21 protein-coding genes and 1 pseudogene are annotated in these 21,079 nt (G+C 61.5%); 17 read left to right on the top strand and 5 right to left on the bottom strand.

The genetic code is table 11. The annotated features are described in order from the left end of the window. Window positions 1-56 precede the first annotated feature (56 nt). A complete protein-coding gene (locus QA644_RS04880) occupies window positions 57-1,100 on the top strand; it encodes an aldo/keto reductase (RefSeq protein ID WP_194729341.1) in 1,044 nt (347 codons plus the stop codon). A 61-nt stretch (window positions 1,101-1,161) separates the two neighbouring features. Here QA644_RS04880 and QA644_RS35100 read toward each other — a convergent pair. Beyond that, window positions 1,162-1,415, bottom strand: a pseudogene (locus QA644_RS35100) (plasmid stabilization protein). Between the two features lie 326 nt (window positions 1,416-1,741). Here QA644_RS35100 and rpsF point away from each other — a divergent pair. The 4 genes from rpsF (at window position 1,742) to rplI (ending at window position 4,202) form a co-directional block, all read left to right on the top strand. Further along, window positions 1,742-2,203: a 30S ribosomal protein S6 gene (gene rpsF / locus QA644_RS04875; protein WP_039844451.1), complete on the top strand. Its 462-nt coding sequence runs from the start codon at window positions 1,742-1,744 to the stop codon at window positions 2,201-2,203. Between the two features lie 13 nt (window positions 2,204-2,216). Then, entirely contained in the window at window positions 2,217-2,465 is a 249-nt protein-coding gene (gene rpsR / locus QA644_RS04870) for a 30S ribosomal protein S18 (RefSeq protein WP_004680498.1), read from the top strand. Between the two features lie 153 nt (window positions 2,466-2,618). Further along, entirely contained in the window at window positions 2,619-3,602 is a 984-nt protein-coding gene (locus QA644_RS04865; RefSeq protein ID WP_283071317.1) for a DUF2232 domain-containing protein, read from the top strand. Window positions 3,603-3,623: 21 nt separating this feature from the next. Then, on the top strand, window positions 3,624-4,202 hold the full coding sequence (gene rplI / locus QA644_RS04860) for a 50S ribosomal protein L9 (protein ID WP_039844450.1): 579 nt from the start codon (window positions 3,624-3,626) through the stop codon (window positions 4,200-4,202). Between the two features lie 77 nt (window positions 4,203-4,279). Here rplI and QA644_RS04855 read toward each other — a convergent pair whose 3' ends face one another. Then, on the bottom strand, window positions 4,280-4,723 hold the full coding sequence (locus QA644_RS04855; protein WP_194729339.1) for a MarR family transcriptional regulator: 444 nt from the start codon (window positions 4,721-4,723) through the stop codon (window positions 4,280-4,282). 316 nt (window positions 4,724-5,039) lie between these two features. Here QA644_RS04855 and QA644_RS04850 point away from each other — a divergent pair, with 316 nt between their 5' ends. Both QA644_RS04850 and alr read left to right on the top strand, forming a co-directional pair. Next, on the top strand, window positions 5,040-6,536 hold the full coding sequence (locus QA644_RS04850; RefSeq protein ID WP_283071315.1) for a replicative DNA helicase: 1,497 nt from the start codon (window positions 5,040-5,042) through the stop codon (window positions 6,534-6,536). Between the two features lie 104 nt (window positions 6,537-6,640). Beyond that, complete coding sequence (gene alr, locus QA644_RS04845) at window positions 6,641-7,801, top strand: alanine racemase (RefSeq protein ID WP_239599409.1); 1,161 nt, start codon at window positions 6,641-6,643, stop codon at window positions 7,799-7,801. 8 nt (window positions 7,802-7,809) lie between these two features. On the opposite strand, the gene QA644_RS04840 is transcribed toward alr, so the two are convergent. After that, window positions 7,810-8,445, bottom strand: coding sequence for a LysE family translocator (locus QA644_RS04840; RefSeq protein WP_074067219.1), 636 nt, complete (start codon window positions 8,443-8,445; stop codon window positions 7,810-7,812). A gap of 141 nt (window positions 8,446-8,586) precedes the next feature. Here QA644_RS04840 and radA point away from each other — a divergent pair, with 141 nt between their 5' ends. The 4 genes from radA to QA644_RS04820 all read left to right on the top strand — a co-directional run bounded on the left by radA (window position 8,587) and on the right by QA644_RS04820 (window position 13,222). Next, entirely contained in the window at window positions 8,587-9,990 is a 1,404-nt protein-coding gene (gene radA / locus QA644_RS04835) for a DNA repair protein RadA (protein WP_194729337.1), read from the top strand. Window positions 9,991-10,087: 97 nt separating this feature from the next. Further along, entirely contained in the window at window positions 10,088-10,726 is a 639-nt protein-coding gene (locus QA644_RS04830) for a CvpA family protein (RefSeq protein WP_039844445.1), read from the top strand. Window positions 10,727-10,898: 172 nt separating this feature from the next. Beyond that, entirely contained in the window at window positions 10,899-12,389 is a 1,491-nt protein-coding gene (purF, locus tag QA644_RS04825) for an amidophosphoribosyltransferase (protein ID WP_074067213.1), read from the top strand. 92 nt (window positions 12,390-12,481) lie between these two features. Next, complete coding sequence (locus QA644_RS04820; RefSeq protein ID WP_074070214.1) at window positions 12,482-13,222, top strand: SDR family NAD(P)-dependent oxidoreductase; 741 nt, start codon at window positions 12,482-12,484, stop codon at window positions 13,220-13,222. A gap of 3 nt (window positions 13,223-13,225) precedes the next feature. Here QA644_RS04820 and QA644_RS04815 read toward each other — a convergent pair whose 3' ends face one another. After that, window positions 13,226-13,975 (bottom strand): GH25 family lysozyme, encoded by a 750-nt coding sequence (locus QA644_RS04815; protein ID WP_283071313.1) that lies wholly within the window; start codon window positions 13,973-13,975, stop codon window positions 13,226-13,228. Window positions 13,976-14,288: 313 nt separating this feature from the next. Between QA644_RS04815 and cysS the strand changes: the two genes are divergently transcribed. The 6 genes from cysS to cimA all read left to right on the top strand — a co-directional run bounded on the left by cysS (window position 14,289) and on the right by cimA (window position 20,116). Beyond that, window positions 14,289-15,680 carry a cysteine--tRNA ligase gene (cysS, locus tag QA644_RS04810; protein WP_283071311.1) on the top strand — a complete coding sequence of 464 codons (1,392 nt, stop codon included), beginning with the start codon at window positions 14,289-14,291 and terminating at the stop codon, window positions 15,678-15,680. A 214-nt stretch (window positions 15,681-15,894) separates the two neighbouring features. Then, on the top strand, window positions 15,895-16,368 hold the full coding sequence (locus tag QA644_RS04805; protein WP_074067203.1) for a GFA family protein: 474 nt from the start codon (window positions 15,895-15,897) through the stop codon (window positions 16,366-16,368). Further along, complete coding sequence (locus QA644_RS04800) at window positions 16,365-16,853, top strand: GFA family protein (RefSeq protein ID WP_074067201.1); 489 nt, start codon at window positions 16,365-16,367, stop codon at window positions 16,851-16,853. The genes QA644_RS04805 and QA644_RS04800 overlap by 4 nt, the downstream gene beginning before the upstream one ends. Next, window positions 16,850-17,326, top strand: coding sequence for a GFA family protein (locus QA644_RS04795; RefSeq protein ID WP_074067199.1), 477 nt, complete (start codon window positions 16,850-16,852; stop codon window positions 17,324-17,326). The genes QA644_RS04800 and QA644_RS04795 overlap by 4 nt, the downstream gene beginning before the upstream one ends. Next, entirely contained in the window at window positions 17,323-18,279 is a 957-nt protein-coding gene (pip, locus tag QA644_RS04790; RefSeq protein WP_283072453.1) for a prolyl aminopeptidase, read from the top strand. Before QA644_RS04795 ends, pip begins: the two co-directional genes overlap by 4 nt. A 220-nt stretch (window positions 18,280-18,499) precedes the next feature. Next, window positions 18,500-20,116, top strand: coding sequence for a citramalate synthase (gene cimA, locus QA644_RS04785; protein WP_194729333.1), 1,617 nt, complete (start codon window positions 18,500-18,502; stop codon window positions 20,114-20,116). Between the two features lie 3 nt (window positions 20,117-20,119). On the opposite strand, the gene QA644_RS04780 is transcribed toward cimA, so the two are convergent. Then, entirely contained in the window at window positions 20,120-20,992 is an 873-nt protein-coding gene (locus tag QA644_RS04780; RefSeq protein WP_283071307.1) for a methyltransferase domain-containing protein, read from the bottom strand. Between the last annotated feature and the right edge of the window lie 87 nt (window positions 20,993-21,079).

Raw genomic sequence — 21,079 nt, 5'->3', positions numbered from 1 at the left:
CCTAAATTTGCGCCGCCCTCCCCGGCTACCTCCGCTCATCCGTTTTCAAGGTTCCAATGAAGTTTAATAGATTAGGCCGCACCGATATTTCCGTTTCGCAAATCTGCCTCGGCACCATGACGTGGGGCACGCAGAACACCGAAACCGAAGCGCACGAGCAGATGGATTACGCCGTCGAGAAAGGCGTCAACTTCTTCGATACCGCCGAGCTTTACCCGACAACTCCCCTTTCAGCGGAAACACAGGGGCGCACCGAGGACTATATCGGCAGCTGGTTCGCAACGACCGGCAAGCGCAACGACATCGTGCTGGCGACAAAGGTCGCGGGGCCTGGACGCTCCTATATCCGGGGCGGCGAAGGTGCCGACGCCAAGAATATCAAGCTTGCCGTCGAAGCGAGCCTCAAGCGGCTACAGACCGATTACATCGATCTCTACCAAATCCATTGGCCGAGCCGTGGGCATTTCCACTTCCGGCAGAACTGGCATTACGACCCCTTCAAGCAGGATCGGGCAAAGGCGGTCGCCAACATCACCGATATCCTCGAGACGATGGATATGCTCGTGAAGGAAGGCAAGGTGCGCGCCGTCGGCCTGTCCAATGAAACTGCATGGGGCACGCAGAAATACCTGACGCTCTCCGAGCACAAGGGCCTTCCACGTGTCGCCAGCATCCAGAACGAATACAGCCTGCTCTACCGCCACTTCGACCTGGACATGGCGGAACTGTCGCATCACGAGGATGTCGGCCTGCTCGCCTATTCACCGCTTGCGGCTGGCCTGCTCACCGGAAAATATCTCGATGGCGTCAGGCCAGAAGGATCGCGCGCTACGATCAACGGCGATCTCGGCGGCCGGTTGCAGCCGCTGCAGGAAGCGCCCACCAGGGCCTGTGTCGAGATTGCAGCGAGGCACGGGCTTGATCCGGCAGCCATGGCGCTTGCCTTCTGCCTCACCCGCCGCTTCATGACCTCCGTCATCATCGGCGCAACGACGATGGAGCAGCTGAAGGTCGATCTGAGCGCCGTCGAGGTGAAACTCTCGAGCGACGTCCTCTCCGAGATCGAAAAGGTCCACCGGCAGTATCCGATGCCGCTGTGACGAGCGCTACGGACTTCGGATAAACCAAGCCCGGAACATCTGTTTCCAGCGCTGCGGAGAATTAAAGGTCTATACCCTTGTGAGGACTGCGCCCTTCCTTGATGACCGCTTTCAGGTCGGTGTCTGTCGCATGCCTTTCGGACAAGCGCTTATAGAAAGCCGGGCCGGGTTCCCGGCTCGCCTGTCGGATCTCATCGAATTCGAGAGCGCTCACGACTATATCGGCGATAGAACGGTTTTCACGGTGCGCAAGCCTGTGGACAAGATTATGGGCTTGGCGCTGCGAGCGAAAAGCCGAGGTTCGGCCGCGGACAACTCCTTTCTGACATATGCAGAATTTGCCCTCAAGATGACTGTAAACGGCAAGATGGCCCTGCTTAATTGTATCCGAACGCTTGCCTTTCGCCGAAAAATCCGTATAAGCGCCCCTGTTCGCAAACCCGGTCTTCTGGCTGGTGGCTGAACGGAGGGCCGGTTTCTTTGGAAATCGTTCGGAACGGAAGCGTTCCAGCCTCCCGTGTCTCCGCTCTCGACCGTCTCGGAAACGCTTTTCTTGCCTGGGTTCAGCCCAATCAGGAGCAGTCGTTGAGGCTTAGCCGCCGAATATCGGGTTGAACCAACGCAAGAAAGGCAAAGCTGTCATGGCTCTTTATGAACATGTATTCCTTGCCCGGCAGGATATTTCCGCTCAGCAGGTCGATGCCCTCGTAGAACAGTACAAGGGCGTGATCGAAGCTAACGGCGGCAAAGTCGGGCGCATCGAAAACTGGGGTCTTAAGTCCCTCACCTACCGCATCAAGAAGAACCGCAAGGCTCACTACGCCCTGATGGACATCGATGCACCGCCAGCTGCCGTCCAAGAAATGGAACGCCAGATGCGCATCAGCGAAGATGTTCTGCGTTACATGACGCTCGCTGTCGAAAAGCACGAAGAAGGCCCGTCTGCCATGATGCAGAAGCGCGACCGCGACGACCGCGGCCCGCGTGACGGCGCCCGTGGCCCGCGCGAAGGCGGTTTCGACCGTGGCCCGCGCCCGCCGCGCGAAGGTGGCTTCGGCGACCGTGAAGACCGTCCGCGCCGTCCGCGCGAAGACCGCGTATAAGGAGATTTGAGATATGTCTGAAGCTTCCTCCGCTCCGGTCCGCCGCCCGTTCCACCGCCGCCGCAAGACCTGCCCGTTCTCGGGCGCGAATGCTCCGCGGATCGACTACAAGGACGTCCGTCTTCTGCAGCGTTACATTTCCGAGCGCGGCAAGATCGTTCCGTCCCGCATCACGGCTGTTTCGCAGAAGAAGCAGCGCGAACTCGCCCAGGCGATCAAGCGCGCCCGCTTCCTCGGCCTGCTGCCGTACGTCGTAGCCTAATTTGCTATCGCGGCCCTCTGGTCCCAAACCAGAGGGTCGCATCCCTTCCGCGGTGGGCGCGGATCGGAACCCTGAAAACCCATGTTGAGGCGGGTTTTTCTGAATTTGATTCAGGAGACATCCTCTAACTGCTTGATGAAGCAGGACAGCGACGTGACCAAAATGAACTTCAAGAGGCTGCTGACCGGCGCGCTCGCCGGATTGACCGCCGCGCTCCTGGCGCTCGGCGCGAGCGTCCAGTTGTCGTTCAGCGCCCTGCTCTACGCCGCTTCCGCCCTGCCCATCCTTCTCGTGGGTCTCGGCTGGGGCAATGCCGCGGCAATCTCTGCCGTCGTCACCGCTGCCGCCTTCGGCGCTGTCGCCGCCTCTCCGGCTTTCGCGCTGATGATGACGCTGGTGACGCTGATTCCCGCCGGCTGGATCAGCCACCTGGCAAACCTTGCCCGCCCCGCCGCCGAGCTCGGCGGCCCGGAACACCTGACGGCCTGGTATCCGCTCTCCGACATCCTGCTGCATCTCTGCGGCCTGGTGACGCTCGCCGTCATCGTGACCGGCTACATGATCGGCTATGGCCCGGAACTTATCGGCCAGATGGTCGATGCACTTTTCGGTTCCTTTGCGCAACAACAGCCGGATTTCACATTCAATGACACGGCCACCGCGCAGACCAAGTCGCTGCTGCTCCTGATGCTGCCCGCCATTCAGGGCGCGATGTGGGTGCTGATGCTGTTTGCGGCCTACTATATCGCGGCACGCATCGTGAATGCGTCCGGCCGCGCGCTCCGCCCGCGCGAGGACATTCCGTCCGCGCTGCGCATGAATCGCAATGCGATCTTCGTCTTCCTCGCTGGTCTTGCCGCCACCTTCTTCGGCGGCGTTCCGGCGATGATCGGAGCAACTGTCGTCGGCGCCTTTGGCGCCGGCTTCCTGCTTTCCGGCTTCGCCGCGCTGCATTTCCGCACGCGCGGCAAGGACTGGCGCCTGCCGGCGCTCGTCCTCTGCTACCTGGCATCGCTCGTTCTGATGCTGCCAGCTTTTTTCATTCTTGTCGTCGGTCTGTCCGATACGCGCAAGGCGATTGCCCTGACCCCGAACAAGAATGCCGATGCCCCTCAATCCACAGACAAGAAAACCTAGAGACACGAAAGGAAAACGAAGATGGAAGTCATTCTTCTCGAACGCATCTCCAAGCTCGGCCAGATGGGCGAAACCGTCAAGGTTCGTGACGGCTTTGCACGCAACTACCTCCTGCCGCTCGGCAAGGCACTGCGCGCCAACGCCGCCAACAAGGCCCGTTTCGAATCCGAACGCGCAACGCTCGAAGCCCGCAACCTCGAGCGCAAGTCGGAAGCCCAGAAGGTCGCCGACGTCCTTAACGGCAAGTCCTTCATCGTCGTTCGCTCTGCCGGCGAAACCGGCCAGCTCTACGGCTCGGTTGCTGCCCGCGACGTCGTTGAAATCCTGGCCGCCGAAGGCTTCAACATCGGCCGCAACCAGGTTCACCTGAACACGCCGATCAAGGCGATCGGTATCCACAAGGTCGAACTGCAGCTTCACGCCGAAGTCGAAATCCACGTCAATCTCAACGTTGCCCGCTCCGCCGACGAAGCCGAGCGCCAGGCAAAGGGCGAGACGCTCACCTCCGTCGACGCGATCTACGGCGTTGATGAAGACGCCCTTCGTGCGGAAGACTTCTTCGATCCGGATGCCGACGGCAACGCCGAAGACGAAGCATAAGCTTAGCACGCTTACTTCACAAAGCAGAAGCCCGGCTCCAGGCCGGGCTTCTTGCGTTTGTCAGTTGGCCGCGGTTCTCATTGCCCCCGAACTGCCAGCAGGTTTGCCTGCATGGCGCGGATGACGCTCAGCGTCGTCCTCAAGTCACTTTCGGAAATGCCGGCGACGACCCGGGCGCGCACGTCTGCGGCAAGATCCTCGACCTCGCCGGCGACGACCCTTCCCGCATCCGTCATGTAGATCTCCTTGGCGCGGCGATCGGAACCAGCGACACGGCGTTCCAGGAAGCCTTGCGCCTCCATTGCGTCCAGGATCCGGACCAGCGTCGGCGTTTCGAGTTCCAGCCGTTCGGCCAGTTCTCGCTGATTGATGCCGTCCTTCTTGTTGAGCGTAAAAAAGACTCGCGCGCGCGGCAGTGTCATGTTTCTCTCACGCACCAGGGAATCGAACGTCGCTCTCAATTTTCGGGTAAACGCAGCGATGTCCTCAATGAGTTGCCGCCTGAGAAGCATATTCCCCATAGATTCCCCATTATTTAGTTAGCGCACTAATTATATTTCCTCTGTCTAATTGAGTTCAGACGTCTTTTCAAGTGCCACGCTCAAGGCATTCAGGCTAAAATATTATCGGTTGGAATGAGTCGCGGTCTTCATGCCGTGTCCTCAAGGTGACATCGGCAATATTTTCTCCCTGGCGGCCATCAGCGCTGTGGAGAAGTCGAACAATGTGCAAAGCGTTACAGATTTCACGACAGGCCCAAGGCTGTTGCTGAGCTGCACTTGCATTTGCCTTGGCGAGCCTTCAAATCCGGGAACGGAAAAGACAGAACGGATCAAGATGAACGACGCCGCGCGAAAGATTGCCGCCGTTGCTCCAGCAGAGCAGCACTACCGCGAAGCACCCAACAACATCGAAGCCGAGCAGGCGCTTCTGGGTGCCATCCTAATGAACAACGACGCCTATTACCGGGTGTCCGACTTCCTGAAGCCGATCCATCTCTATGAACCGCTCCACCGCAAGATTTTCGAGGTCGCGGGCGACATCATCCGTATGGGCAAGATCGCCAATCCAGTGACGATCAAGACCTTCCTGAAGGCCGACGAGAAGGTCGGCGACATGACGGTCTCCGAATATCTCGCGCGCCTTGCCCGCGAAGCCGTGACAATCATCAACGCCGAGGACTACGGGCGCGCGATCTACGATCTGGCGCTGCGCCGGGCGCTGATCACCATCGGCGAGGACATGGTCAACATCGCCTACGACGCGCCGCTCGACATGCCGCCGCAGACGCAGATCGAAGATACCGAACGCCGCCTCTTCGAGCTTGCCGAAAACGGCCGCTACGACGGCGGCTTCCAGGCCTTCAACGACGCCGTGGCGCTGGCGATCGACATGGCGGCAGTCGCCAAGGAGCGCGACGGCGGCCTCTCGGGCATTTCGACCGGCATCCATTCGCTCGATTCGAAGATGGGCGGACTGCAGCGCTCCGACTTGATAATCCTTGCCGGACGTCCGGGCATGGGCAAGACCTCGCTTGCAACCAATATCGCCTACAATATCGCCGCCGCCTATGAGGGCGAAGTCCAATCCGACGGCGGCATGAAGGCGAAGAACGGTGGCGTCGTCGGCTTCTACTCGCTCGAAATGTCGTCGGAACAGCTCGCCACCCGCATCATCTCCGAGCAGACGGAAGTCTCCTCCTCGAAAATCCGCCGCGGCGACATTAACGACGCGGACTTCGAAAAACTCGTCGCCTGCTCGATGATGATGCAGAAGGTGCCGCTCTACATCGACCAGACCGGCGGCATCTCCATCGCCCAGCTTGCCGCCCGCGCACGGCGGCTCAAGCGCCAGCGCGGCCTCGACGTGCTGGTCGTCGACTACGTGCAGCTGATGACCGGCTCGGGTAAGTCGAACGAGAACCGCGTCCAGGAAATCACCCAGATCACGACCGGCCTGAAAGCCCTCGGCAAGGAACTGAACGTTCCGATCATCGCGCTCTCACAGCTTTCGCGTCAGGTCGAAAGCCGCGACGACAAGCGCCCGCAGCTCTCCGACCTGCGTGAATCGGGCTCGATCGAGCAGGACGCCGACGTCGTGCTCTTCGTTTTCCGCGAGGAATATTACGTCAAGAACATGGAACCCCGCGATCCGGCCGATCCGAAATATGCGGAGTGGGAAGCGCTGTTCGACAAGGTGAAGGGCACGGCGGACGTCATCATCGCCAAGCAGCGTCACGGACCGACCGGCACAGTAAAGCTTGCCTTCCAGGCGGAATTCACGCGCTTTGCCGACCTCGCCGACCCGTCCTTCATTCAGTACGAGGAACACTGAGCAGTTCCGATTTCTTGCTGCAGTGCGGGGCGGACTTCCTATTGACCAAATTGACCTTTAAACTGGCCGGAGACTCATCTCCGGCCATTTTTTTATGTGGATTCATGACTGAAATTTCCGCCGCCTCCGAAGAAGACAGGTTTGCTTCCGCCGGCGTGCGACTGACTGTCGACCTGACTGCGCTGACGGAAAACTGGCGGGACATGGCACGGCGCTCCAAAAGGGCGCGCGCATCCGCGGTCGTGAAGGCCGACGCCTATGGCATGGGCATCGAGGACGCTGGGGAAGCGCTCTACATCGCGGGTGCCCGCGACTTCTTCGTCGCAACGGTCGATGAAGGCGTGACGCTGCGCCTCTACGCGCCTGATGCGCGCATCTTCGTGCTCGCCGGCATCTGGCTAGGCACTGAACGACGTTTCTTTGAAAACGACCTCGTGCCGGTCATCTCCTCCGAGGAGCAGCTCGCCTTTTGGATGGCGGTGCTTTCGGAGTATGGCGATTACCCTTGCGCGCTGCATGTCGACACCGGCTTCAACCGGCTCGGCCTTCATATCGACGAAGCGCTTGCGCTGGCTGATGACGTCTCCCGCCCGGCCAGCTTCGCCCCGGTTCTGGTCATGAGTCATCTCGCCTGCGGCGACGATCCTTCATCGCAGATGAACAAGCAGCAGCTCGAATCATTCCGCAAGGTTAGCGCCGCATATGAAGGTATCGAATCAAGCCTCGCAGCATCCGGCGGCATCTTTCTTGGCGAGGATTATCATTTCGACCTGACGCGCCCCGGCATTGCCATCTACGGCGGCGAAGCGGTGAGCGGCATGGCGAACCCCATGCGGCCGGTTGCGACCGCGGAGGCCCGCGTGATCCAGGTCCGCACCGTGCGCGCTGGCGAATCCGTGAGTTATGGCCGGGCGCTGAAGCTTGACCGCGATAGCCGCCTCGCCATCGTTTCCGCCGGTTATGCCGACGGCTACATGCGCAGCCAGTCGAGCGGCGGCGTCCCGCTTCGCCAAGTCGTGCCGCAGGGCGGCCAAGGCTTCTTTGAGGGCTACACCGTGCCGGTCGCCGGGCGCATCACCATGGACCTTTCCATCTTCGATGTGACCGACCTACCGGAAAACCTCATCCGTGCCGGCGATTACATCGAGCTCTTCGGCAGGAACATCCCCGTTGACGATGCGGCACGGGCGGCAGGCACGATCAGCTACGAGATGCTGGCAAGCGTCGGGTTGCGGTACGAGCGAAAATACGTCAGCGAAGAATGAGGTCCGGCTCAGCGGCTTGTCAGGGCCAGCCGCACGCCGAGGGCAACGAACAGCGCGCCAAGCCCGCGATCGAGCCAGAGGCCGACCCTCCTGTTGCGTTTGATCAGATCGGCAAGCCGCCCTCCGGCCAGGATCAGCGGCGGCTCTATGAAGGCGGCCACGACGATAATCAGCCCACCGTGCACGGAAAGCTGTAGCCAGGCAGGCCCGGCGCCTTCGACGACGAACTGCGGCAGGAAGGCGAGAAAGAAGATCGCAACCTTCGGGTTAAGCAGCGAAACGAGCAAACCCTGCCGGTAGATCCGTCCTGAGCCCAGCCTTTCGCCTGTCGCCTTGACGAAGCCGCCCTCGCCGCTCGACCGCAGGGCCTGGATGCCGAGCCAGACGAGATAGATCGCACCAATCCACTTCGCTGCCGAGAAGGCAACGGCAGAGGCGGCAAGGACCGCCGAAAGGCCGAAGGCTGCGAGAAGCGCGTGCAGGCAGGCGCCGGTCCAGATGCCGAAGACAGCCGAAAAGCCGGCACGCGTGCCGCTCTTGATCGTATGGCCGAGGATAAAAGCCATATCCGGACCCGGCGACAGGTTCAGAAGCACGGCGGCGGTGAAGAAGGCGATCCAGTGGGCGAGCGAATAATCGAGCATTGGCGATCCGTCGGATGATCCCGCCATGCTGCCACTTGGGCGCCTGATGGGAAAATCATTAGTTTTGATCGGTCCCGCAGGCCATTATCTAGGGCAAATCTGATTCGGGCGCGCCGGCGCTCATGGACGAAAGCATCATTGATGGCCAAGGCCAGGACACAATTCATCTGCCAGAGCTGCGGCACGATCCACAACCGCTGGGCGGGCAAATGCGAAAACTGCGGCGAGTGGAACACCATCGTCGAAGAAGATCCGATGGGCGGGATTGGCGGCGGACCGGCAAGGACGCCGAAGAAGGGCCGCCCGGTGACGCTGACGGCGCTTTCCGGCGAGATCGAAGAAGCGCCGCGCATCCATACCGGCATCTCGGAACTCGACCGGGCGCTCGGCGGCGGTTTCGTGCGCGGCTCGGCGGTGCTCGTCGGCGGCGATCCCGGCATTGGCAAGTCGACGCTGCTGATGCAGGCGGCGGCAGCGCTTTCGCGCCGCGGCCACAAGATCATCTACGTCTCGGGCGAAGAGGCCGTGGCGCAGGTGCGGCTGCGCGCCCAGCGCCTGCGCGCGGCCGATACCGACGTCATGCTTGCCGCGGAGACCAATGTCGAGGATATCCTCGCGACGCTCGCCGACGGCAAGCGGCCGGACCTCGTCATCATCGACTCGATCCAGACGCTCTGGAGCGAACTGGCCGAATCGGCGCCCGGAACGGTCACGCAGGTGCGCACCGGCGTGCAGTCGATGATCCGCTTCGCCAAGCAGACGGGAGCGGCCATGGTTCTCGTCGGCCACGTCACCAAGGACGGCCAGATCGCCGGTCCGCGGGTGGTGGAACACATGGTCGACGCCGTGCTCTACTTCGAAGGTGACCGCGGCCATCACTACCGCATCCTGCGCACGGTCAAGAACCGCTTCGGGCCGACCGACGAGATCGGCGTCTTCGAAATGTCCGACGGCGGCCTGCGTGAGGTCGGCAATCCATCTGAACTTTTCCTCGGCGAGCGCAATGAAAAGTCGCCGGGAGCGGCGGTCTTCGCCGGCATGGAAGGAACGCGCCCGATCCTCGTCGAAGTGCAGGCGCTGGTGGCGCCGACATCGCTCGGAACGCCGCGCCGCGCCGTGGTCGGCTGGGATTCCGCCAGACTTTCGATGATCCTTGCGGTGCTCGAGGCCCATTGCGGCGTTCGGCTCGGCCAGCATGACGTCTATTTGAATGTCGCGGGCGGCTATCGTATCAGCGAGCCGGCCGCTGATCTCGCCGTCGCATCCGCATTGGTTTCCTCGCTTGCCGGTATTGCTCTGCCGGCCGATTGCGTCTATTTCGGCGAAGTCAGCCTGTCGGGGGCCGTCCGTCCGGTTGCGCATACCCCTCAGCGCCTCAAAGAAGCCGAGAAGCTGGGATTTTCTGCAGCGCTGCTTCCGTCAGCATCCGTCGATTTGCCGAAGGGTTCGGGCGGACGCTGGAGCGAGATCGACAGCCTGCCGGATCTGGTCGTGCGCATTGCCGGATCCAAAGGTGCGCTACGACGTGTGGAAGACGAGGTTTGATCCTTTCATTGCCATAAACGGTGATGATATAGGATGCACACGAATGAGGCCCGACCGAACCGCATCACCGACGCGGCGGTCCTGGAGTTGAATTTATATGCCCATCACGATTTTCGACGGTATTGTCATCGGCGTCGTCCTATTCTCCGCCGTTCTGGCGATGGTCCGCGGGTTTTCGCGCGAGGTGCTGTCGATCGCAAGCTGGGGCGGCTCGGCTGCCGCTGCCTACTACCTCTATCCGTACCTCGTGCCTTACGCGAAGAGGTACACCGATGATGACCGCATCGCGATCGTCGGCTCCGCCGCCGTCGTGTTCCTGATTGCGCTGATCGTCATCTCGTTCATCACCATGAAGATTGCCGATTTCATCATCGACAGCCGGATCGGCGCGCTCGACCGCACTTTGGGCTTCCTCTTCGGCGCGGCACGCGGCATACTGCTTCTCGTCGTGGCAGTGGCCTTCTGGAACTGGCTCGTCGATGCCGATCACCGGCCCTCTTGGGTGAACAACGCCAAGTCCAAGCCGTTCCTTGACTCGATGGTCGTAAAGCTGCAATCGGTCCTGCCTGAGGAATTCGCACAGATGGTGAAAGCCAGCGTGCTCGAGAAGGTTCAGCCGCCGGCCGAAGGCACGCAAGGCAGCAATGCACCGGCCGGCGAACAGGCCCCGGCGGATGATACAGCGCCTGCAGGTGGCGCAGCCCCGTCGGGCGGCGCGCAGCCGCAGTCGAATTGACACAGTGTTCAACAGCTTGACCTGCCGCGTGGCAATTGCCATTTGAGCGGGACGTGACATAAGGGTCCGGCCGGGCATTTGCTCTGCCGGGCCCCCGCCGTTTAAAATGCCTGAATCCGGCATCATGCTATGGAAAGCCGATCCATTCTTGTGAGAGCAAAGGCCCGCATCAATGAACCAGTCCCATTCCTCCACGCTCAACGATGAACTCGATGGAGATACACTCCACGAGGAATGCGGCGTCTTCGGCATTCTCGGCCATCCCGATGCAGCAACGCTGACGGCTCTCGGGCTTCACGCCCTCCAGCACCGTGGACAGGAAGCGGCCGGTATCGTCACCTTCGACGGCCGCCAGTTCCATACCGAAAAGCGCATGGGGCTCGTCGGCGACCACTACACCGATCCTGCAACGCTCGCGAAGCTGCCAGGCTTCATCTCCATCGGCCACACGCGCTATTCGACGACGGGCGAAGTGGCACTCCGCAACGTCCAGCCGCTCTTTGCCGAACTGGAAGTCGGTGGCATCGCTGTCGCCCATAACGGCAACTTCACCAACGGCCTGACGCTTCGCCGTCAACTGATTGCCGACGGCGCCATCTGTCAGTCGACCTCGGATACCGAAGTCGTCCTCCACCTGATCGCCCGCTCCAAACAGGTCTCCTCCTCCGACCGCTTCATCGATGCGATCCGCCAGATGGAAGGCGGTTATTCGATGCTGGCCATGACCCGCACGAAGCTGATCGCCGCGCGCGACCCGATCGGCATCCGTCCGCTCGTCATGGGCGAGCTCGACGGCAAGCCGATCTTCTGTTCGGAGACCTGTGCGCTCGACATCATCGGCGCCAAATACATCCGCGACGTCGAGAACGGCGAAGTCGTCATCTGCGAAATCCAGCCGGACGGCTCGATCACCATCGACGCCCGCAAGCCCGAAGCGCCGAAGCCGGAGCGTCTCTGCCTCTTCGAATTTGTTTACTTCGCTCGCCCTGACTCCGTCGTCGGCGGCCGCAGCATCTATGTCGCCCGCAAGAACATGGGCATCAATCTCGCCAAGGAAGCCCCGGTCGATGCCGATGTCGTCGTGCCGGTTCCGGACGGCGGTACGCCGGCAGCGCTCGGTTACGCTCAGCAGAGCGGCATTCCTTTCGAATACGGCATCATCCGCAACCACTATGTCGGCCGTACCTTCATCGAGCCGACGCAGCAGATCCGCGCCTTCGGCGTCAAACTGAAGCATTCGGCCAACCGGGCGATGATCCAAGGCAAGCGCGTCGTCCTCGTCGACGATTCGATCGTGCGCGGCACCACCTCGCTGAAGATCGTCCAGATGATCCGCGACGCGGGCGCGAAGGAAGTCCATATCCGCGTCGCAAGCCCGATGATCTATTTCCCGGACTTCTACGGCATCGATACGCCGGACGCCGACAAGCTGCTTGCCAACCAGTACAACAGCCTGAAGGCGATGTGCGATTACATCGGCGCGGACTCGCTCGAATTCCTCTCGATCGACGGGCTTTATCGTGCGGTCGGCGGGGAAGATCGCAACAACGAGAATCCGCAGTTCACCGACCACTATTTCACCGGCGACTACCCGACGCGCCTGCTCGACAAGGAAAGCACGAGCAACGTGCGCAAGCTCGCCGTGATGGCCAGCAACGGCTAAGGGACTTCATAAACCTGAATGAACGCCGGCGCCTCCTCTTCCCCTCATCAGGTGGGATGCGTTTGCGCGCAACCGACACGGACCACACGATCATGACCATCGACCTCAAAAACCGCATCGCACTCGTCACCGGTGCATCGCGGGGCATCGGCTATTTCACGGCGCTGGAACTGGCAAAGGCCGGAGCCCACGTGATCGCCTGCGCCCGCACGGTCGGCGGCCTCGAGGAGCTTGACGACGCGATCAAGGCTGCGGGCGGCAGCGCCACACTCGTGCCTTTCGATCTTGCGGATATGAACGCCATCGACGCGCTCGGCGCCTCGATTTTCGAGCGCTGGGGCAAGCTCGACATCCTCGTTGCCAATGCCGGTGTGCTCGGCGTCATCTCGCCGATCGGCCATATCGAGGCAAAGACCTTCGACAAAGTGATGAACATCAACGTCACGGCCACCTGGCGGCTGATCCGCTCCGTCGATCCGCTGCTGGCGCGCTCGCACGCCGGCCGCGCCGTGATCATTTCTTCGGCTGCCGCTCACAAATGCCGGCCTTTCTGGGGGCCTTACTCCGCGTCGAAAGCCGCGGTCGAAGCGCTCGCCCGCACCTGGGCCGGCGAAAGCCGGTCGACGGCTCTTCGCATCACCAGCGTCGATCCCGGCGCCACCCGCACCGCCATGCGCGCCCAGGCCGTGCCCGGCGAAGATCCCGCGACGCTGCCGCATCCTTCCGAAGTCGCCAAGGCGATCCTGCCGCTCGTCGGCCCGGATGTAACCGAGACAGGCAAGCTCTTCATCGTCCGCGAGAACAGGCTTGTAGATTACCGGCTGCCGGAATAAGGGCTACCGGCCGGCTTTTTCAGCAAACAGCGCCGCAAGGCCCGTTTCCGTAGGGCAGAGCGCGTTGAGGTCAACCGGCCCGTCGATGCCATCGACTTTGCCGTTGTCGGCAAACTGCCATATCGACCAGCGGCCGCATTTTTCCTGCTCTGGTTCTTTGAATACGCTGCGCAGCCAGAGATAATGATCCGGGAAGCTGGATTCGTTGCCTTTCAGATATTGGTCGAAGAATTCCTGCGTGACGTAGAATATCGGCTTTTCCGGATATGTGCTCTTGATCTCGGCCAGGAAGGCATTGACCTCGGCGGTCAGCTGCTCGACCGTCGGAACTTTGTCGCAGTTGCCGACAAATTCGAGATCAATCGCAATGGGCAGCGTGCCCTGCTCTTTGGGAACTGTCGCCAATACGTTCCGCGCCTGCTCACGGCCCGGACGGCAAAAGGTGAAGAAGTGATATGCCCCGCGCACGATGCCGGCCTCTTTTGCGGCCTGCCAGTTCCGGGCAAATCGCCTGTCCTTATGATCCCCACCCTCTGTCGCCTTCATGATGGCGAAGCGGACATTCAGTTGAGCGGCGAGCTTCTTCCAGTCGATGTCGCCCTGATGGTGGCTAACGTCGATGCCCTGGATCGGATAGTCCTTGATGGATGGATGATTGAAGCGGATCATGCCGAAATCGTAAGCCAAATAGGAAGCGGATGCGACCGCTAGAATCGCCGCGCTGATGACGGCTCGTTGAACTGCTTTCTTCACTGATGCTCTCTCGCTCCACCGCTTCCGCCTTTGGCCAGGAAAGGCTTGCGCCGGAAAGATGGCGAATTATTCGCCATGCCAGCCCTGCACTTGCGTTCGCGACGCTCGTCTCTTACGCACCACTTGACCAAACATCGTTCCCGCGCCATAAAACCCGCCATGAAAACGGTTACCTGCATTATCTGCCGGAAGATTATTCGCTAGCGCGCTCGCTGGCCTGGCCGTTTTCGTCTCCCAAATACCCAAAGATGAGAAACGCCCCGGCCCGCCGGCGGCGGTATTTTTCGGATCATTGCATTTTGGGAGAATAGACATGGCCGGCCAGCCGGAACTGAAGAAGCCGGAAATCAAGCTATACAATACGCTGACGCGCGAGGAGACGGTCTTCAAGCCCATCGATCCGCTCAACGTCCGCATGTACGTCTGCGGGCCGACGGTTTATGACTACGCCCATATCGGCAATGCGCGGCCCGCCATCATTTTCGACGTGCTGTTCCGGCTGCTCAGGCACGTCTATGGCGCCGAGCACGTCACCTATGCGCGCAATATCACCGACGTCGACGACAAGATCAACCTGCGGGCTCTGCGCGACCACCCCGGCTTGCCGCTGAACGAGGCGATCCGCCTGGTCACCGAAAAAACCGAGACGCAGTATCTCGAAGATGCCACGGCTCTCGGCTGCCTTGATCCGACCATCCAGCCGCGCGCGACCGAAAACATCGCGCAGATGATCGAGATCATCGAAACGCTGATTGCCAAGGGCCACGCCTATCAGGCGGAGGGCGAAGTGCTGTTCGACACGAAATCCATGGCGGATTACGGCGCGCTTTCGAAGCGCAATCTCGATGAGCAACAGGCCGGCGCGCGCGTCGCCGTCGATGCGCACAAGAAGAACCCCGGCGACTTCGTTCTCTGGAAGCTTTCGAGCCATAACGAACCGGGCTGGGAAAGCCCCTGGGGCCGCGGCCGTCCGGGCTGGCATATCGAATGCTCGGCGATGAGCCAGCGCTATCTCGGCGAGGTCTTCGATATTCACGGCGGCGGGTTGGACCTGATCTTCCCGCACCACGAAAACGAGATCGCCCAATCCCGTTGCGCCCACGGCACGGATGTGATGTCGAATGTCTGGATGCACAACGGCTTCCTGCAGGTCGAGGGCCGCAAGATGTCGAAATCCGAGGGCAACTTCGTCACCATCTACGAGCTGCTGCACACCGAAAAATTCGGCGGCCGGAAGTGGCCGGGCGAAGTTTTGCGGCTTGCGATGCTGATGACGCATTACCGCGAGCCGATCGATTTTTCGATCAAGCGGCTAGAAGAGGCCGAACGCCTGCTGGCGAAGTGGCCAGCGGCGGATGCCGGCGACGCGTCGCCGGACGAGGCAGTACTGAACGCGCTTGCCGATGACCTGAACACCGTCGCCGCCGTTCAGGCGCTTCATGCCCTGGCGCAGTCCGGCAACGCCGCCGCCTTCGCGGCGAGCGCTGCCCTTCTCGGCGTGGAGCCGAAGGAAACGGAAGTGGATGAGGCGGTCGCCGCCGAGGTCGACAGGCGGGTGCGCGCCCGCCTTGAACTCTTGAAGGCAAAAAACTTCAATGAGGCCGACAAGATCCGCGAGACGCTGCTTGCCGAGGGCATCCAGCTCAAGGACGGCAAAGATGCGGTCACCGGCGAGCGCGTGACGACCTGGGAGGTGAAGCGGTGAGGTCAGTGCTATCGAAAAATTCCTCTCCCCAACCCCTCCCCACATATGGGAGGGGCTACTGCGTCACGCCGCTTCGGAGCAACACCCCTGTCGAGCATGCAGCATCCGCCGAGATTGGCGCTGACAATGCCCGCGGCGGCGCGAACCAGACCTCCGCCTTGTGGGGAGGGTTGGAAGAGGTCTTTTTACCCATGCCAAACGGGAGGAAGTGTCGATGACTGTCTATGCCGGCGGCTGCCAGTGCGGCGCGATCCGATTCCGGGTGGAAGGCGAGCTTTCGCATTCGTCGATCTGCCATTGCCGCATGTGCCAGAAGGCGTTCGGCGGCTATTATGCGCCGCTTGTTTCCGTGCGCGGGGCTGATTTCGAGTGGACGCGCGGCGAGCGGAAGACATTCCGTTCCTCCAATTTCGCCGAGCGCGGCTTCTGCGGCGATTGCGGCACACCGCTGACCTATGAGGCGCCGGATGGGATGGCGATTGCAGCGGGCGCGTTCGATGATCCGGCTCTTCTGCCGCCGACGATCCAGTATGGCATCGAAGGCAAGCTGCCGTTCACGGACAAACTGCATGAGCTTCCCGGCACACGGACGGAGGACGACGTCGAGACGGCCGCATTCACCAGTGAGATCGTCTCCTATCAGCATCCAGATCACGACACGACAGAATGGCCAGAGGAGCGCAAATGACGGCGGGAACAAGCCATAGCGGCGGATGCCAATGCGGCGCAGTGCGCTATCGCGCGGCGGGCGAACTCGGCTATCCGCATATCTGCCATTGCCGCATGTGCCAGAAGGCGGCGGGCAACTATTTCCTGCCGCTCGGAGCGGTCATGCGAACGGATTTTGCGTTGACGCGCGGAAAACCGAAGTGGTTTCGCTCTTCCGATCTCGTGCGCCGCGGCTTCTGCGGCGATTGCGGCACGCCACTCTTCTACGACATACCTCGTGCCGAGTCCGTCAACATTACGCTCGGCTCGCTGGACGATCCCGATGCGGTCAGGCCGGTGATGCAATCGAATACCGGTCGCAAGATGAGCTGGTTTCACGCGCTGGACACCCTGCCGGTAGAGCCCGCCGCCGGGAGCTCGGAGCGCGAAGACGCGATCGCAGCCAGCAATCATCAGCATCCCGATCACGATACGAACCACTGGCCATCCGGAGCCCAGACATGAGCGAACCTATCAGAACAGGCGGGTGCCAATGCGGCGCCATACGCTTTCGTATCAGCGGCAAGCTGGGGCGTCCGTCTATCTGCCATTGCCGCATGTGCCAGAAGCAGTTCGGCGGCTTCTTTTCGGCGCTCATTACCGCGCCGGAAGAGGGCGTGGAGTGGACGCGCGGCGAGCCGAGCTATTTCCAGTCCTCGATCAATATCGACCGCGGTTTCTGCAGCAGTTGCGGCACGCCGATGACCTACCGGCATCCCGGCGGGCTGGAGCTTGCGATCGGCACCTTCGACGACCGCAGCGATCTCGCGCCGCAGATCCAGGTGAATTACGACTCGCGTCTGCCCTGGGTCGAAACGATCTTCGACACGCCGGTTCACCGGGATCCCGATTACTATGCCCGGCAGGAGCAGATCATCTCCTTCCAGCATCCCGACCACGATACCGACATATGGCCCGCGAAAGGCTTGAAGATATGACCGAAGTGCTGCGTACCCTCTATCCTGAAATCGAACCCTATGCTTCGGGCCATCTCGATGTCGGCGACGGCCATGTGATCTACTGGGAACGCTGCGGAACGCCGGGCGCCAAACCCGCCGTATTCCTGCACGGCGGTCCTGGCGGCGGCATTTCGCCCGTGCATCGCCGCCTCTTCGACCCGGCGCTCTACGACGTGACGCTGTTCGACCAGCGCGGCTGCGGTAAATCCACGCCGCATGCGGATCTGAACGCCAACACGACGTGGCATCTCGTTGCCGACATCGAGCGTCTGCGCGATATGGCTGGGGCCGAGAAATGGCAGATCTTCGGCGGCTCCTGGGGCTCGACGCTGGCGCTCGCCTATGCCGAAAAGCATCCCGATCGGGTCTCCGAACTCATCGTGCGCGGCATTTATACGCTCACGAAAGCGGAACTCGACTGGTACTATCAGTTCGGCGTTTCGGAAATGTTCCCGGACAAGTGGGAACGCTTCATTGCTCCCATTCCGCCGGAAGAGCGTCACGAGATGATGCAGGCCTATCACCGCCGCCTGACGAGCGACGACAAGGCAATCGCGCTCAAAGCCGCGCATGCCTGGAGCATCTGGGAAGGCGAGACGATCACGCTACTGCCCGAGCCGTCGACTAGCGGCAAGTTCGAGGAGGCCGAGTTCGCCTATGCCTTCGCCCGCATCGAGAACCATTTCTTCGTCAATGCCGGCTGGCTGGAGGAAGGCCAACTGATCCGCGAGGCGCACAAGCTCAAGGATATTGCGGGCGTCATCGTGCACGGTCGCTACGACATGCCCTGCCCCGCCCGCTTCGCCTGGGCGCTGCACAAGGCCTGGCCGAAGGCGGAATTCCACCTGATCGAAGGTGCAGGCCATGCATTTTCCGAACCCGGCATCCTGGATCAGCTGATCCGGGCAACGGACAAGTTTGCGGGGAAATAAGGCAAATGATGCGCGTCGTGGATACCCCCCTCTGCCCTGCCGGGCATCTCCCTCACAAGAGGGGAGATCGGCTGTCCGCACCCACTCGTGCAACCATCGATGCAGCGGGCGAGAGCCGCCGCATATTCCCAATCTCCCCCCTTGCGGGGGAGATGTCGGCTCTGCCGGCAGAGGGGGGTGAGGCGCACGGCATAAGATCAAATGCTTCGGAGGCACCTCGGTGACCAGAGAAAAAATCTACCTCTTCGACACGACGCTGCGCGACGGGCAGCAGACGCCCGGGATCGACTTCTCGGTCGAGGACAAGATTGCGATTGCGACCATGCTGGACGAGTTCGGCCTCGATTATATCGAGGGCGGATATCCGGGCGCGAACCCGACGGACACTGCCTTCTTCGCAGAGAGGCGCACCAGCCAGGCAGCATTCGTCGCCTTCGGCATGACGAAGCGGCCGGGCGTTTCAGCCTCCAACGATCCGGGCCTCGCAGCGTTGTTGCAGGCAAAGAGCGACGCGATCTGTTTCGTCGCCAAGAGCTGGGACTATCACGTCAAGGTCGCGCTCGGATGCACCAACGAGGAAAACCTCGCATGTATCGCCGAGAGCGTGAAGGCAGCCGTCGCCGCCGGCAAGGAGGCGATCGTCGATTGCGAGCATTTCTTCGATGGATACAAGGCCAATCCCGCCTATGCGCTCGCCTGCGCGAAGATCGCCTATGAAGCGGGTGCCCGCTGGGTCGTGCTCTGCGACACCAACGGCGGCGCGCAGCCGCCCGAGATCCACGCCATCGTCGAGGCGGTGATTGCCGCAGGCGTTCCCGGTCACTGTCTCGGCATCCATGCTCATAATGATACGGGTCAGGCAGTCGCCAATTCGCTTGCGGCCGTCGAGGCCGGCGTGTGCCAGATCCAAGGGACGCTCAACGGCATCGGCGAGCGTTGCGGCAATGCCAACCTAGTGACGCTGATCCCGACGCTGGCCCTGAAGGACACCTACAGCACCCGCTTCGAAACCACCATCGATGCGGAGCGGCTGGTGAACCTCACCCGCCTTTCCCATGCCTTTGACGAGCTTCTGAACCGCTCGCCAGATCATCAACTGCCCTATGTCGGCGCTTCTGCCTTCGCCACCAAGGCAGGCATCCATGCCTCCGCTCTGCTCAAGGACCCGCGCACCTACGAGCATGTGCCGCCGGAAAGTGTCGGCAATTACCGCAAGGTCATGGTCTCCGACCAGGGCGGCAAGGCGAACTTCATCAATGCTCTGAAACGCCGGGGCATCGAGGTCGCCAAGGACGATCCGAAGCTCGACCGGCTGATTTCCATCGTCAAGGAGCGCGAAGCTTCCGGCTACGCCTATGAGGGGGCGGATGCGAGCTTCGAGCTGCTGGCCCGCCGCACGCTTGGCACCATCCCGGAATTCTTCTCGATCGAAGGCTTCCGCGTGATGGTCGAGCGCCGCTTCGACTCGCACGGGCGGGTGAAGATCGTCTCGGAAGCCGTCGTGAAGATGGTGATCGACGGCCACACGATCATGTCGGTGGCGGAAGGCGACGGCCCGGTCAACGCGCTCGACCTGGCCCTACGCAAGGATTTCGGCAAGTATCAGCACGAAATCGACGACCTGGTTCTCGCCGACTTCAAGGTGCGTATCCTCAATGGCGGCACCGAAGCCATCACGCGCGTGCTGATCGAATCCACCGACAGCGACGGCCTGCGCTGGTGGACGGTGGGCGTGTCGGAAAACATCATCGACGCCTCGTTCCAGGCGCTGATGGATTCCGTGATCTACAAGCTGATGAAGAACCGTCAGCTGGCGGGCAAGATCGCGGCGGAGTGAAGATCACGGCTCCTCGAAAGAAAGCCCCCAGTCCTCCTCACCGTAGCACTCTTCGCCTTGGGCCGCAGTCCGCCAGCGGAAACTGCGAACCTGGAACAGCCGGCGGCTGCGGAAGGCTTCCGCCAGACCCTCGTGGCGACCGGCCGGCGGCGGTTCTTGACCCTCCGCCCAGACGAAGGAGACCGGCTGAATGAAGCGGGCGCCAAAACCTCGGGCGCGACGGTCTATAAGCAGGAAGCCTGCCGAACGGGTGAAGCCGGTCGCCCTGCCATTTTCGACTGCCGGGATCCCGAGCGGAAACAACAGCCGCCCACTGACGCCCAGGTTTTCGATCCAGGCAGCCGGCGGATGGTCGAGCGCGAAATTGGCGTATATGACGTCGGCGTCTTCCTTCGGCCAATCGGCCGCATCGCCCTGCACTACCTCGACATTGGGATAACCGGAAAGGTTTTCCCGCGCCTTTTCGGCCAGCGCTTCGTCGTATTCGACGGCGACGACCTTGCCAGAGGAGCCGACGAGGCCGGCAATGATCGCAGTGTAATAGCCGGTCCCGGCACCCAGATGGGCAACCGTCTCGCCCTCCCGAATTCCAAGCGCATTCAGGGCGGACGCGTGAAGGGAGGGCATGCCGTTGTTGACCCCACGCCTGGTATTAAGACCGATCAACAAGTCCTGATAAAGTACGACCGGATCGGCGGAAGCCATTTCCCGATAATGGCGGAAGTCGTTGTAGACCCAGGGCGGCGGACCGACGAATTTTTCGCGCGGCACTTTGGCAAGGGCTGCAAGTAGCCTGTCGTTCTTCGCAACACCTGCCTTCGCCAGTATCTGGCGGGCATAAATCTGCCGGTGTGGCGGCTCATCCTCGAAAGCCATGCAAGTCCTCCGCCTCAATTCCGCTGACAATCCATTCACCGAAATGAATTGGTCTATTCACGGCACTTAAGCTAATCGAGATCAGAA

The organism is Rhizobium sp. CC1099, assembly GCF_029714385.1.
GTDB lineage: Bacteria > Pseudomonadota > Alphaproteobacteria > Rhizobiales > Rhizobiaceae > Rhizobium.
This window is presented reverse-complemented; position numbering and strand designations above follow the sequence as displayed.